The following is a 17,476-nucleotide window of genomic DNA, read 5'->3' as shown; positions in this document are numbered from 1 at the left end:
TCTATTCCTCATCTTCATAGATATTAAGAAAGGCCTCTTTTTCTGGATTCTCCACTATGGAATACTTATACTCTTCTCCATAAGAATCCACCATCATTCCCTTAAAAAGTTTTCTTGTATCAATTCTACTCTTTTCTATGAATCTATTAGATTTTCCCTTTTTACAAGAACCTCCAAGGACTAGCTCTACCTTTTCCCAATCTCCATAGAAATACTCCTGCACCAAAGGAATAACTTTATTTTTCATTATGGAAACAAGCTCCTCAAAAGTAAGATCTTCTTTTAAAAAGTAAGAGTGTCCAATTGTATGTTCCCTATCAAATAAATACTCTATCCTCTCATTAATCACCCTTAAAAACTCTCTTAAATTAATCCCACAAGCATCTTCAGGTAAAAGTTCTTCCTTAGGCATGTATTCAAAAAACTCAAATCTTCTTCTTAAGGCTGTGTCTAGTAAGGCTATGGATCTATCTGCTGTATTCATAGTTCCTAATATGTACAAGTTTTTTGGCACTCCAAATCTTTCATTGGAATATGGAAGAGTAACTTTAAGCTCATTTTTCTCCCCAAGCCTCTTATCATCCTCTATTAAGGTTATAAGTTCTCCAAAGATTTTAGAAATATTTCCTCTGTTGATTTCATCTATAATAAGCACATAGTTTTTAGGACTTTTTGAAGCTTTTCTACAAAGTTTTTTAAAAATCCCATCCTTAGGAACAAATCCTGCACCACTTTCATTGCTTCTTAAGCCTTCCACAAAATCCTCATATCCATAACTTTGATGAAATGTACAAAAGGCTATTTGTCCTTCCTCTAAAAGTTCATTAAAAACTTTAATTACTTTTTCTCTTTCCCCTTCATTCCCTATTAACTCTTTATACTTTTTAAAATCAATAATCTCTAAAGCTCTATTTATGGCATTATAAGTTTTTCCTGTTCCTGGAGGACCATATAGAATTTGATTTTTCACCTTAAGAATCTTTGGTTCTTCTAAATACTCTTCTCCCTCCTCACTAATTCCTAGCTCTTCCTCCCCTAATAAGGAATACTCTCCTTCAACAGCTAAGTCATAATAAGGCTTAAGCTCCTTAACTGCATCTTCAAAAAACTCTCTTATTTCCTCTTTGCTAATTCTCTTAACATCTTCATAATATAATGTTCTTCCTATTTGAAGTTTTAACTCTTTTCTTTCCTTAACATCCTGTATTAAAGCCCTTATATCACTTGTTTTTCCTCTCTCCAAATAGCTATAATCACTATAATTGTCCCAATACTCAAACTTATCCTCTTCAGGATCTAACTCCTCTAAAAATCTAAAATGTCTAACATAGTCCCCTTCATCACTTTTTAAATCTTTAGTTTCTAAAACCACTCTAAATCTAAGCTTATTTCCTTCCTCAATCTTATCTGCAAATATGGATATGCTAGTTGAAAATCCCATCTTCTCTGGCTCCTTAAGCTCAATCCAAAGATAGTTTCTAACCCTTGTAACCCTTGCAGCAACTAGCCACTTTGAAGCTCCCTTTTTTTCATAAACTAAGCCCTCTTCTTTAAATAAATCTCCAATAGCTCTAAATTTACTTAAAGTCTCCTGTGCCTCTTCTCTCAAAGCTATGTATTTATTCTTTTCCTCAATATTTTCCTCATTTTCAGGATTACTATATTCTTCCCCTGCATGATTCTTTAAAAATTCCAATATGCTTAAATAATCCTCTTTTGTAAGGTCCTTAACTTCCTTAGTAACTTCATTCTTTATCTTATCCATATAAAAACACCTTCTATGTAATTTTCAATTATATTTTCTTTTTAGATACTTCAAATTCCCTCTTTATCTTATAAATAATTTACCCTAAATAAAAATTCTTATCTTATAAATAAATATAAAAAAAGAGAATGAAAAATTCAATTCTCTTTTAAAATTATTTTCTGTTTTTAGTACATTCCTTTACCTTGCATTATTAAAATAATAACTAGTATTAAGCTATACATTGATTTATCTGAAAAGGAAAAGAATATTAAACTTATTATGGTATATCTTAAAGCCAATTTCTTATTATACTTAAAATAAATTATACTAAGTATAAATATAATTACATTTAAAATCATTAAACAATCTATTATTAAGTTCAAATTCTCATAAAGTGTTGTAAAGTTAAAAAATATAAATGCTGTACAAATAAATTCTATTATTAAGCCTATAAATATTACTCTATCAATATTTATTTCAACGCTACCTTTTCCCATTACTAATTTCTCCATAATAAATATAATTATTTTTCTTTATTTTCAATAAATACAGCTATAATTGCACAAAAAATAGCACCGACTATTGAAATCCAAAGAGCAGTATTCATTTGAAATTCCCCCCATCTATATATTTAATCATATTCTTAAGACAATTTAACCTTTCTTTTTAATAACCTTCATTCTGTGCGAAACCTCCCCCTCTAACTCTATGCTTCCTATTTGCTCTAGAGTATTTTCATCATATATAAATAACTTTGAATCCCTAGTTAATATAAATAAGTAACCATCCAAACTCTCTATATAACTTATATCCTTTACATCATCAACTAATTTTTCAAACTCAAGTGTCTCCTTATTAAAAATAAGAAAACCATTATTCTTATTATGAATTTTTCCATTTAATACATACTCATATTTCTCATTGCCATAAAAGCTACCATTCATATCATAAGGAACCTCTTTTCTCTCCTTGATCTCCCCATGACTGTCCATGACAATAATTTCATTTTTATTTAAATCTCCACTTTCTTTTAAAGTTATATTAGTAAATATTACGTTATTCCCTTTAGAATCTCCACATAGGGCATTAACAACATTGCATATTGGTTCTTTACTAATTTCTCTTCCTTCTAAAGTTTCTCTATTTATGGCATATAAACTTCTGTCCTGTGCATCTAAAAAACATAACTTCTTAGCCCCTTCTAGGCTTAGAACTATTTCTTTTTCTCCCACATAATAATCTCTAATATATCCCTTTAAATAAAGTTCCTTAATTACTTCCTTGCTAGTTGTATCAATCACCTTTAGCTTTAATCCTTGAGAATCTTCAGGTTGAACAGTAATATTCTGCTCAAGTAAAATTCTATTATTTTCCCTATCACTTATTACAGTCTGTGGATTTCTTATATCATCAAACTCTATTTCATCCTCTAACTTTCCCTCATTAAAAATTAAGAGTCTATTTGCATTCTTGGGATTTTCTATATCAGAGGAATAAGGAACATATATCTCTCCCCCTAAATCCTTCTCAATAAATAAAAAGTTAGCTGAATCATACTTTACATTGATATTATCTATCTTTGAGTAATTTATATTTCCCTTCTGAATATTACTAATTTGAATTAATCCTAATCCCTCACCATTAGTTATATAAATATCATATAATGAATCTTTAAAATAACTCTTCTCAATATTTTTACCTTTTGTATAAATCCCCACTTGCTTCTTAATACTTGGTCCTATAGCTATTAAAAACACTATTATAAGCGCAGCTATAAACACTTCTTTTTTATGTTTCATAATTCTCCCTTACTTAAAACATTTTTTAATAATCCCAAACTCTTCTTCCTACAAATATTCCATTAAGTCTATATAAAAGTTTTAAGAAAGTATTTTAAAAATAATTAAGCTTTCTTAATTTCATTTAGCACACCTTCTTATGTATATTCTACCATTTTTTTATAAATTCACCACTCACTTTATCAATACAAATTTTTTATACTAAATAAAAAAGCTTCTATCAAAATTTAAATTATAAAACCTCTAAAAACATATTAATAAAGTCTTATACTTACTAAATTCTGATACAAGCTCTTTGATATATTAATCAAATATTCTATTTAATTATGCTAAAAAATACTTCTTCCTTCTTTACCTGCTAGTAGTGTTCCTTGATGAAAAGACATCTTCCACTTTCCATTTTCTTCTGTCCACAAAGAACTACGAAGGGAATATCTCTTTCTCTCATCTAACTCATCATGTTTTATTACCCTGTAAGTGGCTAAAATACAATTCTCTGCAACCTTCTTCACCTTAAAATTTAATATTTCCCAATCTAATGTTCTCTCATCCTCTTCATCTTGAAAAACATCTCCACATTTATAATGATATTCACTTCCTGAACTACTAAATTCAACAAAATCATTTGATAATATTTCATTTATTTTCTTTGCTGACTTTCTCACTTCAGATTTTATTAAATCATTCTCTAGCTGAAATATTTGTTCCTTAATAGAATCCATACTACCACCTCATCTTAAGATCTAATTACTCATAATTATTTTTAAAGCCAATCCCTTTTTATTACTGTTATTAATAAAAAAAACAATTTCTCCCTCTAAATATATCTCTATTAATATTTTAGATAGAAAATATTACAAAATTAAGACAACGAAAAAATATAAGCAGTTATAAGACAAACTTTTAATTCATCCTAATAACTGCTTAATTCTCTTTCTGAAAATATTAACTTTTAGTTAGCTCATAAAATTATTATGTCGAGTAATAATTTTGTATGTATTAGGCAGATAATATTAAGCTACCTAAAAATTAAATCTCTCAATAAAATTTACTACTCTTACATTATATACCATAAAATTTTATTTTAAAATAGTAATTATCAATAAATATAGATTATTACAAGTTTTTTCTTCTGAAACAACCATTTTCTTATAACATATTATCAATAAATATATTATAAACAGTAATTATCTTTTCTCTCTAAGCCTCCTTGTAAAATCCATTTTATTCCTAACACCATAAAAATTTTAGCTTTTATAAATAATATGTAACCCTCTTGGTACTATCAGTTATTTCCTAATTAATTCTATAAATAGCTAAGCTATTTTTCCCTAAACATTATGCATATAATTAGTTTATATTCCATATATTATCTCATCTAGGTTCTTTCCCAAGCTAAAAATTATGGAACTTATAGCACTAATCAAAATTTAAATTGAGTATTTATTATAAGAACTTATTAAACTTATTTTCCTACACTTAATATATTAGCATCATTTAAAAGAAAATTTATCATAATATCTTCTTAACATTACTAAATTGATTAGGTATAAGCTTGATTCTCACAAGTAAATTTATCATAATATCTTTTTAACCCTTGCTATGTAAGTTTCTTTAATAAGAAAATTTAAGGAAAGATTTATCACAAAAGCTCATTAGACTATTTTTTATAAATTGAGGTGAATCATGAAAAAAATCATTAAACTATTTCAAGCCATACTAAACATATTTATTTTTCTAGCCCTATATTACATTTTATCCTTTATAGGCTCCCTTTTATTTTTATTATTCTGCTGCTTTATAACAAAGACCCCCTTAAGACTATTACCACCTAATTTTATTGATTCAAATTTCTTTATGATTGATGGATTTGCTTGCTTCTTAACCATGTTAGTTTATCTTCTTATATATAAATGTAAGAAATACAACAAGAACAAAATTATTAATAAACTTCCAAGAAAAGATATTCCTAAATATGCCTTAATTTCAATGGGTATGGGAGGCCTCTCTGCTCTATGGCTCATATTTGCAGATACAATATTATCCTCTATTACCCTTGTAAAAAATAGCTTACAAAATTTTTCTCAAATATCTGAAAGCTTAAATAATGAAGCCTATATATTTATATTTTTATCTGTAATTTTATTTGGCCCAATTGTTGAAGAGTTACTTTTTAGAGGATTAATTTTTAATGAAATAGATAAGATAAAAGGAGGAGCAGCACCTATAATTCTCTCTGGTCTTTTATTTGGATTATTCCATAGAGAGCCTGTCCAAGTTGTTTATGCCTCTATATTAGGAATTATTTTAGGATTTGTATATAGTAAAACTCGTTCTCTTCCTTTAGTTATATTCATGCATATGCTAAATAACCTAGTTGCAACCCTTCCCCCTCCGCTAGCTAAGCATGAAATACTCCAGTTTGTTAATGGCTTTCAAATAATCAGCATAGTTCCAATGGCCTATCTATTGTCCAAGCTATACAAAAAAGGATCTTTAACAAACTAAGCTTAATCTTAATTTAAGGTTATTTATAATTATAAATTTAAGGATATTTATGATTATTACTTTTAAGATGTTTTTATGTACACTTGAAAAATATCTTAATTTAATGCTCAATTAAAATTCCTCGATTAATAATAAAAACTTTTTAAATAACCTTAATTCCTAAAAGTACAACTCTTTTAAAAAATTTTAAGCACTAGCAATAAAATAATAAGACTTATATATGGCTTCTTAAATTAACACAATAATATATTTACAATCATTTTTAAGTCTAAACATATTTAAAAGAACTTCCACCTCTCCCTCCAAAGTTTACTTTAGTAAATATTATTAACTACTATTAATTATTAGTTTATAATATATTTATAGTACTTAATTTTGGAGGAATAAGAAATGAAATATTTTATTGTTGAAGGTATATTAAAAGATTCAGATAAGATTAATGAAGATATAATGAAAAAACATATGGCCTATACTCAAAAGGCAATGGATGAAGGAATGATATTGGTCTCTGGACTTAAATCAGACATGAGTGGAGGCATATTTGTTATTAAATCAGAATCTGTAGAAAAATTAGAATCCTACTTATCAAAGGAACCATTTAAACTTTATGGAATTCAAGATTATAAATTTGTAGAGTTTAATGCTCACTATTTTAATCCATCTCCAAGTGAATGGTTTAAATAACCTTTTAAACAAAACTTTTAAAAAAAGAGTGTTTTAAATTACATAAATATATAACTTAAAATACTCTTTTTTATTATTTAACTTTATATATAGCCTCTATTTTAATTTCTCTTTAATTTTTTAATCCCAAAACCTTATACAAGATTACAACTTATTAAATAAGTTAAAACTTAAGCAAATTATATTATATGAAATCATTAATAAATTTAAAAAGCCTAAGTTTTTAAAATCTTAAGCTTTTTTATAACTAAAAGTAACTCATTAAACCTTTATCACTTTTTCAATTAATCATTTTATTAAATATCCTCTTTAATAGAAAAATCATTAAGATTTAAATTGTAACTATTTATAGGTAAGTCAAAAAACTATCTTAATTACCTATAGTATTCTTTCCATAAATAATCTAATTGTTATTATCTAAACTTAGAAGTCATTCATTAACATAGGTAGTATTTCATCAACTTCAAATATTTCTTCTGTCTCAAATATCTCTTGTAGATTTTCTATATTTTCATCTGAATGTTCAATATCTTTAGAGTAAATACGGCTAACCTCTACCATATCTTCCTCTGTAAATTCATTATTATTCTCTATAAACCTTACTACAGCCAGTTCCTTAATCATTAATGTACTTATTATGGCTAGCTTTATCTTAGCAGAGACATCATAGTCAAAAATAGCTTTCATGAAATATCTAAATATAAAATATACAAGTATATTTTTAAACTTATATAAATTTTCTTTGTAATACTCATTAAATTCCTTATGCTTTCTTAAATAAAACTCTTCATTTCCTTCAAAATACTTTAATGCTTTCTCTAGTCCTAAAGGATCATTTGAATTTATATGCTTTATGCTCTTATAAACATTTAAATATTCACATAGATTTTTATGTTTTATGCTTTCTTTTCCTTTAAAACATTCTAGTTCCTTTAAAAGTGTATTTATGAAATTTTCATCCCTATACTCTTCCATAAGCTCTGGGATTTCATCCATATCACCTAAATCTATCTTGTTTTGAACCTCTTTAACAAATTCAAGAGCTAAGGCTGCCTTTGTCCCTAAATCTAAATCATTGCGTTCTATAATATTAAAGACAATATTCCTACACTCTAAAAACTCTGAAAGAACCTCTGCATCAATGCCCTCATCAAAGCAATCTTCATCATCAGTAAAGCTCTCCACTTCACTATTATTACATTCACTGTCTTCGCTATTTTTCAAGTCAAAACACTCTCTATTTTCACTTTCGCTTAAGTTGGAAGACTTTCTATTTTCATTATCTTTTGAATTAGAACACTTACCTAAAGTGCAATTTGAGGGATTTATATTTTCACATGATAAGCTTAAATCATCTTCTAACTCTTCTTGCATCTCATTTTCACAATTAACCTCTTCACTTAAATTAAAAGTAGTGTTTTCAGCCTTTCTTAAAATAATTCTTGCAGCCTCTGGACATGATAAAGATAGTCCTACTTCTTTTAAATCTAAAAATTCTTCAGTATATCTAGGAAATTGCTGACAAGTATAACAAAGATGATCCTCTCCAAGATTAATATAAATCTCACACATCTTTTTTTCATTTAAGAAGGAACAGTTCCCATTATTTAAAAGGAAAATATTTTCCCCATCACTTTTAACTATCTTACTTCTTAGGATTTCTCCAAATTCACCGTCCACATTTTCATAACGCTTATGGGTTTCATCATCAATAACAATTTCCCATCCAGCACAACAAGTATCTTCGCACTCTGATGCTATACATTTAAACTCATTAAAATAATTTGGTACTCTTACTTTCATCTTTTTCCTCACAGTTTATAATAATTCTAAGTCTCACCTTTTAATTATATCAAAAAATATAAGTCCTTTGTTTAATACCTTGTATTTTAAAACTTTTAGAGTTCACTTATGCTATATCATCTTGACTATATATAACTTTTAATTCCACTATTCACTTTTCCCTTTTATATCTTCTTTTTAATCTTCATATTAACTCTTTTGCCTCTTTAAATTTTATTTTTAATCTTCTTATCTCCTCTCTAAAAAATATTAAGAGAAGGACCATAATCGTACAAAGCTAATTTTCTAGTCCACTTCTTATTTTATTATTTTCCACTTCTTAAATGTGAATAGCTATAATACAAGGCTAATAAAAGATTTTGATTTTTATTAGTTTAGAGCTAAACAAAAGGAGGATAACTATAGTACAAGAAGGCTAATTAGCTTTAATAACTTCTCTAGAAATTATTACTTTATTAAAGATTCTCTGAAATATAAAATTTTTTCACTCCTATTTCCTTTCTTTAAAAACTATTGTTTTATTAAAATCTCCTTAAATTAAAGCTATTAAACTTAAACCTTCTTAAAGTTATAAAAACTAAAATTTTATAGAAAACTCCAAAAACAATTATATTTACATTATTCCATAGTAAAGAATTTCAAATACTGTTATAATTTATTTGAAAAACTTCTATATTTTTCAAGATAGGAGTTTTTAATAATTAGGTTTCTACACCTATCTATATAAAAAATAACTTTTAAATGAATGGGTAAATATGAATTTATGGAGGAGATTATATTTATGTATAACAAAAACAACACCTTTGAAAAGAATCTAGATATAAGCCATAAACCAGAACCACTAATACTATTTAACAAGGATAATAACATATGGAATTCAAAGTATTTTAGAATTCCCAATATACAATTATTAAATGATGGTACAATTTTAACCTTTTCAGATATTCGTTATAATGGTCCTGATGACCATGCTTATATAGACATAGCTTCTGCACGTAGTACTGATTTTGGAAAGACATGGAGCTATGATATAGCAATGAAAAACAATCGTATTGACTCTACTTATTCTCGTGTAATGGACTCCACAACAGTTATTACAAATACAGGTAGAATAATATTAATTGCAGGCTCATGGAATACAAATGGAAACTGGGCAATGACTACCTCCACAAGAAGAAGTGATTGGTCTGTCCAAATGATTTATTCTGATGATAATGGATTAACTTGGTCTAACAAAATAGATTTAACTAAGGACTCATCAAAAGTAAAAAATCAACCAAGTAATACAATTGGATGGTTAGGTGGAGTTGGCTCAGGTATTGTAATGGATGATGGAACAATAGTTATGCCAGCACAAATTTCCTTAAGAGAAAATAATGAAAATAACTATTATTCATTAATTATCTATTCAAAGGATAATGGTGAAACATGGACAATGGGAAACAAGGTTCCTAATTCAAACACTTCTGAAAATATGGTCATAGAATTAGATGGCGCTTTAATTATGAGTACAAGATATGATTACTCTGGTTATAGGGCAGCATACATCTCTCATGATTTAGGAACTACTTGGGAAATATATGAACCTTTAAACGGTAAAGTTTTAACTGGTAAAGGCTCTGGATGTCAAGGTTCATTTATTAAAGCTACTACTTCAAACGGACATAGAATAGGATTAATTTCAGCACCTAAAAATACTAAAGGTGAATATATAAGAGACAACATTGCTGTTTATATGATTGACTTTGATGATTTATCTAAAGGAGTTCAAGAAATATGTATTCCTTATCCTGAAGATGGTAACAAATTAGGCGGTGGATATTCTTGTCTATCCTTTAAAAATGGCCATTTAGGCATTGTTTATGAAGCCAACGGAAATATAGAATATCAAGACTTAACACCTTATTACTCACTAATTAATAAACAATAATAAAATTCTACATTATACTAAAACAAATCAAAGTAATTAATAGAATGCCACAAAATTTGAGACTAGAAGAAAATTTATATAAAAATAAAATTTCTCTAGTCTCATCTCATACTAAAATATTTCTGATTTCTCTAGAACTAATTAAAATAAAAATCTCATATTTGAGTAGGCTATGATTAGGTTTCATATTTGAAATTTTATTATATAACTTAACATTTTAGTCCTTAAAATATTCAGTTACATCAAAATAAATTTTATCAACTACTAACATATTACTTTCAAATTTATACTCTATTTTTATATTAACAAGATAATTCCAAAAGAAAATATCTCCACCTACAATTGCCTTAAGCTTTTCATTGTAAACTTCATATATTAAAAAATCTCTAAAAAATAACGTATCACCAAAGTTCTTTTTATTGTTTTGATCATTATATAATTCATTTAATTTTTTACTGCTAATGACAGACTCTTTTCCATTTATATTAATATAGACCTTAACACTATTTTCATCTTTATATACTTTTGTTTTAACATTTTTAGATATAATATCAAACGGATTCTGTACCTTAATTTCTTCCAAAGTCTCTTCCTTGAATATATGTACTTCTTGAGTATTTATTCCTGTGCCATGTCCTGTGGTTATTATTATAACTAATTCTTTTTTTCCATCATTATTAATATCAGTTAGTATCAACTCAGGTCTAAAAGATAATCCTGAATCAACAATCCAATTAAATCTTTTCTTTTTACCTTTAACATTAAGAAGTATATCTTCATATACACTCTTTCCCTCATCAGAATCTAAAGCATATAAATATATCTCTTCATTAGGTATTTCTGAAAGTAATACTTGATTTTTTGAATTAGCTATATCTAAGGCATAACTAACTTTACTATGCATAATATTATTTATTAAAAGTAAAATAATAATGCTAATTATTACCATTTTATACCTTCTCATAATAATCACCTCAAAATATTTTTTGTAATACTTAACTAAATTATTCTAAATTTTCTTTAATACAAACACTCTAAAAAAACTTAAACAATTTAATAAAATTAAGCTTTTAATATCTTCCTAAAATTTAAATGTATTTTATTAATTTATAAAAGTCCACCGAGGAAAATATTGTAATTTATGTTATAATATTATTATTAAGCAAATGTAAATTGTGAATTATTAAAAGAGGATGGAATAAATTATAGAATCTCTATATTTTATGCTAAAAAGAACTTTTTTACAAAATATAGATGAAGTTTTAAGAATAAGCGTACCTATATATTTATGTATACTAAAACTTACTTTAAATGATTGGAGAGATTACTTATGCCACAGTTAGGTTGTTTAGCACGATTTTTCAATAGATATAAGGATGAATTTAAATTTGCAAAAGAAAATAATTTTGACTTTATGCAATTATGGTATGACAATAGGGGATTATGCTTACATGAAGATGATAAAGATTTTATTAACACTATAAATAAATATAACTTTCCTACTATTATTCATGCCGTTTTAAACATAAATGAATTTGAAGAGCACATACCCAAACTATTAGATATCCTAAATAAATTAAATCACAAAGAACTAATAATCCATCCAATATGTGAAAATGAAGATATAGACGAAGAAACCTTAAACAAATTAAACCTAAATATTAAATACGCTTTAAATATACTTAAACCACATGGAATTAATCTTTTTCTAGAAAACAATAGTAAACTTGATCCAATTTTTACAACTACTGATGAAATTCAAAAGATATTTAGCCAAAATGCTGATTTAGAATTCTTATTAGATATTGCTCATATAGATAATATTAATCACTTACAAGATCTAATTAATATTAAATATCCTAAAATTCTTCATATTGCAGATAGACATTTTGATGTTATTCATGAGCATTTACCTATAGGACATGGAGAAATAGACTTCCAGCATATATTTAGTAAGCTGTTGCCTCAATATAATGGAAAAATAATATTAGAAATAGTAAATAAAGATTCAGATATAATAAACTCTAAGAATTTAATCCAAAACTTTCTTAATACACCAAATAAATAATAAACCATATTTATCTTATTTAAAACAAGAACATAGTGTACATAATATACACTAAGTTCTTGTTTTAAGTTAAACTTAATTTAATATAACATTAATTCACATTGAAAATATCAACATAAATTCCAGTAAAATCCAATCAAAAATGGAGCAAAAGTTTTTTGCTCCATTTTAATTTATATTACTATATAATTTCAATTTTTTCTTTCAAAATGATTTCCTGTATTTGCATATATTATTGTAAATATTATTGAAACTATTAATATAACAGTTCCGATATTAAATAGTATCTTCATCATAAAAATATCACTTAAGGTAAATAATGTTATACAAAAAGCAATTATAAACATAAGTTTACCCATAAATTTACATAAAGACATAACATCATATTTTGCCTTTTTTTCCTTGGTCATAGTATTAAATCCTGCTATTAAAAATGACCATTTACCTAAGGAGAACATTATTCCTAATAAAATAAATAAAGCAATCATCAATATCTTCATACTCATAAAATCACCTCATAAATTAGATTTCTATCTTCATTCCATCATAAGCAAACTCTATTCCATCTAATCCTTTCTCAAGCTCAACATAGTCATCATAGGATTTTCCCCAATCCTCTTCTAAGTGAGTTATTATCACCCTCTTAATATTATATTTATTTTTCAATTCTTCAATGTCACCTATAGTAAATAATTCATCTCTTAAAGGGTTATCTTCTTTCAAAATAAAACCATCCTTTAATACTTCCCCTACAATGGTATTTCCTATAATTAAACAATCTGCATTCAGAAAGAGTTTGCTTTCTGGAAATGGCTTAACATCGCAAGGTGCATATATTAATTTCTTTCCTTCCTTTTCAAAAACAAATACTGTTGCATGATTTACTTTAATAAAACTCACTTTTATATTTTTAATAAATATATAGTCCTCTACACTTTTTCTCTTAATAAGATTTCTCACATTTTCGTAATAATCTAAATAAGAGCCAAACTTAAATCCTATTGAATTTATATCTTTCATAACATCTTCTAATGCAAATACTTCTATTGGGTTTTCACAATTCTTACCACAAGATAATTCTAACCAATTTAGCCTAAGATGTTCAAAAACTCTCATTCCTAAAGTATGATCTGGATCAACATGACTAAATAAAACTCTATCAATCTCTTTGATATCACAATAATTTATTCCATAAGTAATATCTTCAGGAGTATCAACTAAAAGATTTATATCATCTAAAAACAAGCTACAACCACATCTTGAATAAGATCTTCCCTTACTCCTTGCCTCTTTACATACCTCACAATTACATAATGGCTTAGGTAATGAAACACAGCCTCCGCTTCCAACTATTCTAAATTTCATATTTCTCACTCCATATACTCAAAATAATTAATAAATTTATAACATTAACTTTTTCCATTTTCTTATCTTTGTTCTGAATGTACCAAAAGGAGCTACTGTATTGACATGAATAAACTTATATACTTCCCAGACTGCTGTTTTTGTGGCTTCATCTGCCCATATTCTTTGATGTGGTTTAAATAATTCATCATTTGACATAGAATCTATCATTTTATATATATTTTCTATATTTTCAGCTAAAAGAAGCTTTAATTGTGATAATGAAAGAAATGCATATTCTTCATTAAACCAATTGTATAAATCCCCTAATTGATTCCACTTAAATTTATCCGATGGAGTTTTTACTTTTAAACCAGCTTTTTCATCCTTTTCCCAATTCAAAATTAAAGTTGTCCATCCAATTTGATATGCAAGATTTTCAGCAGGTGTTCTATCAACCTCTTCACACCTTGAATCTTTTAAATCATTTGGTATATTATCAAATTCAGCAATGTATTTTTTATAATACTTATCAATTTCTTTTTTTAATTCTTCTTTACTCTCATATGTTCTCAATGCCAACTCCCCCTTACAAATTTTATTTAATTGATTGGTTGTTTAATACACAAATAACTTTAGTCTTAATAAGATTACTCTAATTTTAATTGATATTATATCCCCCTAAAATTTCATTTAGAAACGATTACTTATATTTGCATAGATTATTACAAACATTATTGAAACTATTAAGTTATTTTCTATAAATCAAAATTTATCTAAAAGGCTCACTTAATATATTATAAATTTCAGTATCAAAATCACCCTTTACTCTTTTTAAAAATTCATCAGTATTTTTAGGAGTTGTTTCATAGGCTAACCTTAATAACTTATTTATTGTATCTAACCCATACCTTTTGTAAATTTTATCAAATAACAAAACTCCTCCAAAGTGTGCTGTTCTAGGTCTTGACCCATCCTCGGGTTTCATTATAGGATATTCTTCAAAGGCTTTTATTGCATATTGAATTTGTTTGTTATATAAATCATTCTTACCAATACTTAATATATATGATAAACTACTCCATTCAGCTCCAGTTTCATTAAGCCAATCATCATATGTTGTAACAGAATATCCCATATGCCATGCATGAGCCAATTCATGTCCTAAAAATGAATATATAAACTTATCATTATCCTCTAAGCAGGGTAATACAATAAATCCCTCTCTAAAATATCCACCACTATTTTCTATACCAGTAGAAATTAATTGTAGCTTATTATTTTCCTTTTCTCCTAATATTCTGCTATAATATTCATTTATCTTATGTAACTCTCCAACTATTTTATTTATATATCCTAATTCGCTTTCCTTTCCAGAATATATTTTTATGAAATCACATTCTGAGGAAAATACTTTATCCTTATTAAAGGCTCTTATATTGCAATCAAAGGGTATTTTATTATTAAATATCCAGAAATCCTTTTCTTTTACTGCATCTAATACTATAAAATTCTCTAAACCTTTTATAATTACTTTAATATCATCAAATAAAAAATCATCTAAAATTGGATACCAAGCACAATAAAATGATAATAAAACTTTTTCATCACTGCATTCAGTACAAAATCCATAGGGTTTTCCCCTGTATCTTAAAGTAAAATTATCAGTTTCTTCCTTTAAAATATATTTATTGCACTTGCCAATAAAATTAGGTTCCATAAGTTCTGTGTCATATTCAGCAGAAGAATATAACATATTAAAAGAGTCTTTTAATGCAAAACTAAGCTTCATTTCTTTTTCTAATGTCACTTTTGCTTCTACTTCAATTGTGTCCCCATCTACAATTAATAACAATTCACATCTATTCATTGTATTTCCCCCTATCTTACACCATAAATTTTCTTACTTTATCCTATAAAACATAACTTATTCTAACATTAATAAAAGTATAAATAAAACTCTTCTCATAATTTTCTTTAAAATAAACTACGGTATAAAACAAGTTATGCCTTACAAACTTTTATTCACCATTAATTAATCAAAATTAAATAATTCTTTAACCTTAATGAAAATATTTGAAATTAAGTAATTAAAAACTATTATATACAACCTACAAAATACTGTAAATAATTAATTTAAATGTTAATTATCTTTTTCACTAATATAAGCAATCATCCCAATTTATGATAAGATAATATTATAGAAATATATATTAGGAGGGTAATATGTATAATTTTCTAATAGCTGGACATACAAAGTATGGTTTAAAGAAAGATACGCTTTGTAAATCTGTATTGAAATGTGACGATGAAGCAATTAAAGAAAATGTTATTATAGCTCCTTGGTGGGAGCCAACTATATTTAAAGACATTGAATCTGAATTAATTGTGGATACTTCTATTAAGATATGGAATTGTAAGTTATTTGATAAAAATATTACATATATAAAAACTGGAATTGGGGCAAGTGTCTGTACTGATGTAATATTAGCCTTAGGAAACTCTAATTGTAAGAAGATTATATTTATTGGTTCTGTTGGTGCTTTAGATGAGAAAATAAATATTGGTGATATTATTATACCTACCTTATCAGTATGTGGTGATGGGGTATGCAGATACCTAGAAAAAGACTTAACAAAAGATTGTTTTGGTGAAAAATACTATCCAGATACTAAGCTTAATAAAATTCTAATTAAGAATACAGAAAAAATATGCAAAGATAATAATATTAGCTATCATATAGTACCCAATTTTAGTGTAGATACTATATTTGCTCAATTTGCACATTTAGATTATATAATGAAATTAGGTTGTAAAAGTATTGAAATGGAGACTGCTGCTGCTTTTAAAGCTTGTTCAATTTGCAATATACCAATAGCAGCTATTTTTAATGTCTCTGATAATTCAATAAAAAATAAATCAATATATAATGGGAAAACTGAAAGTGAACTAAAATATAGAAAAAAAGTCAGAAATGAAATTATTCCCAAAATCATATACAGCCTACTTTAAGATTAATTATTCCCTAGTTAAAATCAAAACTCACTTAAAATGAATTCTTATAAACTAAACAAAGATTTAAGCAAAAAAAGATTTAAAGCTTACTCTGCTCTAAATCTTTTTCATTCTAACATATACATAATAATTCTCTTTTCTAATCCTATTTATATTGTCTATTTGTCTTTATTATTTTAAATCCTCTTTTTCATCATATCCTAAAAATGTTACCTTAACTAATACTCTCACTAAATCCATGGCCTTTTTCATAATGTTATCTCTCCTTTTAATTCTTTATTTTTAAGTTTCTATTTTTTTCTTAAGTTTCAACTATTTTACTAGCTTGTACACTTTTTCTATTATCTTAAATCTTCCTTTTCGTTATATCCTAAAAATGTTACCTTAACTAATATTCTTACTAAATCCATTGCTTTTTTCATAATCTATTCTCTCCTTTTGTATATCTTAATTTATTTTCTTGTTTGTTTCTCTCAACCCTTGACTTAATTATATATTCTTAAGTAAAAATCTCATATTTAATTAGATTACACTTATATTACATATTTGTAAGTTTTCTATATTAGAATAAAACAGAG

15 protein-coding genes are annotated in these 17,476 nt (G+C 26.3%); 5 read left to right on the top strand and 10 right to left on the bottom strand.

The genetic code is table 11. The annotated features are described in order from the left end of the window. Position 1: 1 nt before the first annotated feature. The 4 genes from CPF_RS04890 to CPF_RS04875 all read right to left on the bottom strand — a co-directional run bounded on the left by CPF_RS04890 (position 2) and on the right by CPF_RS04875 (position 4,268). The gene (locus CPF_RS04890; protein ID WP_011590499.1) at positions 2–1,765 is read right to left on the bottom strand and encodes an McrB family protein; all 1,764 of its coding nucleotides are present in this window, start codon (positions 1,763–1,765) and stop codon (positions 2–4) included. 167 nt (positions 1,766–1,932) lie between these two features. After that, complete coding sequence (locus CPF_RS04885) at positions 1,933–2,244, bottom strand: hypothetical protein (RefSeq protein ID WP_041702641.1); 312 nt, start codon at positions 2,242–2,244, stop codon at positions 1,933–1,935. Positions 2,245–2,400: 156 nt separating this feature from the next. Further along, complete coding sequence (locus CPF_RS04880; RefSeq protein WP_011590497.1) at positions 2,401–3,546, bottom strand: hypothetical protein; 1,146 nt, start codon at positions 3,544–3,546, stop codon at positions 2,401–2,403. 329 nt (positions 3,547–3,875) lie between these two features. Next, a complete protein-coding gene (locus tag CPF_RS04875; protein WP_011590496.1) occupies positions 3,876–4,268 on the bottom strand; it encodes a DUF4440 domain-containing protein in 393 nt (130 codons plus the stop codon). A gap of 1,135 nt (positions 4,269–5,403) precedes the next feature. On the opposite strand from CPF_RS04875, the gene CPF_RS04870 reads away from it, so the two are divergent. Further along, positions 5,404–6,054 carry a CPBP family intramembrane glutamic endopeptidase gene (locus CPF_RS04870; protein WP_233419467.1) on the top strand — a complete coding sequence of 217 codons (651 nt, stop codon included), beginning with the start codon at positions 5,404–5,406 and terminating at the stop codon, positions 6,052–6,054. A 390-nt stretch (positions 6,055–6,444) separates the two neighbouring features. After that, the gene (locus CPF_RS04865) at positions 6,445–6,738 is read left to right on the top strand and encodes a YciI family protein (RefSeq protein ID WP_011590494.1); all 294 of its coding nucleotides are present in this window, start codon (positions 6,445–6,447) and stop codon (positions 6,736–6,738) included. Positions 6,739–7,161: 423 nt separating this feature from the next. On the opposite strand, the gene fliB is transcribed toward CPF_RS04865, so the two are convergent. Beyond that, positions 7,162–8,541 (bottom strand): flagellin lysine-N-methylase, encoded by a 1,380-nt coding sequence (fliB, locus tag CPF_RS04860; RefSeq protein WP_011590493.1) that lies wholly within the window; start codon positions 8,539–8,541, stop codon positions 7,162–7,164. A 781-nt stretch (positions 8,542–9,322) separates the two neighbouring features. Between fliB and nanH the strand changes: the two genes are divergently transcribed. Further along, positions 9,323–10,471 carry an exo-alpha-sialidase NanH gene (nanH, locus tag CPF_RS04855; protein ID WP_011590492.1) on the top strand — a complete coding sequence of 383 codons (1,149 nt, stop codon included), beginning with the start codon at positions 9,323–9,325 and terminating at the stop codon, positions 10,469–10,471. A 217-nt stretch (positions 10,472–10,688) separates the two neighbouring features. Here nanH and CPF_RS04850 read toward each other — a convergent pair whose 3' ends face one another. Further along, positions 10,689–11,435, bottom strand: a complete 747-nt coding sequence (locus CPF_RS04850; RefSeq protein ID WP_004457310.1) for a hypothetical protein — start codon at positions 11,433–11,435, stop codon at positions 10,689–10,691. 366 nt (positions 11,436–11,801) lie between these two features. Between CPF_RS04850 and CPF_RS04845 the strand changes: the two genes are divergently transcribed. Next, entirely contained in the window at positions 11,802–12,539 is a 738-nt protein-coding gene (locus tag CPF_RS04845; RefSeq protein ID WP_004457215.1) for a TIM barrel protein, read from the top strand. Between the two features lie 191 nt (positions 12,540–12,730). Here the strand turns inward: CPF_RS04845 and CPF_RS04840 are convergent, their stop codons facing one another. From CPF_RS04840 to CPF_RS04825, 4 genes are all read right to left on the bottom strand, one after another. Continuing rightward, a complete protein-coding gene (locus CPF_RS04840; RefSeq protein ID WP_003474355.1) occupies positions 12,731–13,039 on the bottom strand; it encodes a DUF3784 domain-containing protein in 309 nt (102 codons plus the stop codon). 22 nt (positions 13,040–13,061) lie between these two features. Further along, entirely contained in the window at positions 13,062–13,904 is an 843-nt protein-coding gene (locus CPF_RS04835) for an MBL fold metallo-hydrolase (RefSeq protein ID WP_004457245.1), read from the bottom strand. 36 nt (positions 13,905–13,940) lie between these two features. After that, complete coding sequence (locus CPF_RS04830) at positions 13,941–14,459, bottom strand: ClbS/DfsB family four-helix bundle protein (RefSeq protein ID WP_011590490.1); 519 nt, start codon at positions 14,457–14,459, stop codon at positions 13,941–13,943. Between the two features lie 196 nt (positions 14,460–14,655). After that, positions 14,656–15,753, bottom strand: coding sequence for a hypothetical protein (locus CPF_RS04825; RefSeq protein ID WP_011590489.1), 1,098 nt, complete (start codon positions 15,751–15,753; stop codon positions 14,656–14,658). 356 nt (positions 15,754–16,109) lie between these two features. Here CPF_RS04825 and CPF_RS04820 point away from each other — a divergent pair, with 356 nt between their 5' ends. Beyond that, on the top strand, positions 16,110–16,895 hold the full coding sequence (locus CPF_RS04820) for a phosphorylase (protein ID WP_003477359.1): 786 nt from the start codon (positions 16,110–16,112) through the stop codon (positions 16,893–16,895). The last annotated feature ends 581 nt before the right edge of the window (positions 16,896–17,476 follow it).

The organism is Clostridium perfringens ATCC 13124, from assembly GCF_000013285.1.
Taxonomy (GTDB): Bacteria; Bacillota; Clostridia; order Clostridiales; family Clostridiaceae; genus Sarcina; species Sarcina perfringens.
Note: the sequence above shows the minus strand (reverse complement) of the source record. Positions and strands in the feature narration are given on the sequence as shown.

What these genes read in the sequence shown, in the direction of transcription:
- CPF_RS04890 (WP_011590499.1), bottom strand. Translation starts at nt 1,765, where the DNA reads ATGGATAAGATAAAGAATGAAGTTACTAAGGAAGTTAAGGACCTTACA.
- CPF_RS04885 (WP_041702641.1), bottom strand. Translation starts at nt 2,244, where the DNA reads ATGGGAAAAGGTAGCGTTGAAATAAATATTGATAGAGTAATATTTATA.
- CPF_RS04880 (WP_011590497.1), bottom strand. Translation starts at nt 3,546, where the DNA reads ATGAAACATAAAAAAGAAGTGTTTATAGCTGCGCTTATAATAGTGTTT.
- CPF_RS04875 (WP_011590496.1), bottom strand. Translation starts at nt 4,268, where the DNA reads ATGGATTCTATTAAGGAACAAATATTTCAGCTAGAGAATGATTTAATA.
- CPF_RS04870 (WP_233419467.1), top strand. Translation starts at nt 5,404, where the DNA reads ATGATTGATGGATTTGCTTGCTTCTTAACCATGTTAGTTTATCTTCTT.
- CPF_RS04865 (WP_011590494.1), top strand. Translation starts at nt 6,445, where the DNA reads ATGAAATATTTTATTGTTGAAGGTATATTAAAAGATTCAGATAAGATT.
- fliB (WP_011590493.1), bottom strand. Translation starts at nt 8,541, where the DNA reads ATGAAAGTAAGAGTACCAAATTATTTTAATGAGTTTAAATGTATAGCA.
- nanH (WP_011590492.1), top strand. Translation starts at nt 9,323, where the DNA reads ATGTATAACAAAAACAACACCTTTGAAAAGAATCTAGATATAAGCCAT.
- CPF_RS04850 (WP_004457310.1), bottom strand. Translation starts at nt 11,435, where the DNA reads ATGAGAAGGTATAAAATGGTAATAATTAGCATTATTATTTTACTTTTA.
- CPF_RS04845 (WP_004457215.1), top strand. Translation starts at nt 11,802, where the DNA reads ATGCCACAGTTAGGTTGTTTAGCACGATTTTTCAATAGATATAAGGAT.
- CPF_RS04840 (WP_003474355.1), bottom strand. Translation starts at nt 13,039, where the DNA reads ATGAAGATATTGATGATTGCTTTATTTATTTTATTAGGAATAATGTTC.
- CPF_RS04835 (WP_004457245.1), bottom strand. Translation starts at nt 13,904, where the DNA reads ATGAAATTTAGAATAGTTGGAAGCGGAGGCTGTGTTTCATTACCTAAG.
- CPF_RS04825 (WP_011590489.1), bottom strand. Translation starts at nt 15,753, where the DNA reads ATGAATAGATGTGAATTGTTATTAATTGTAGATGGGGACACAATTGAA.
- CPF_RS04820 (WP_003477359.1), top strand. Translation starts at nt 16,110, where the DNA reads ATGTATAATTTTCTAATAGCTGGACATACAAAGTATGGTTTAAAGAAA.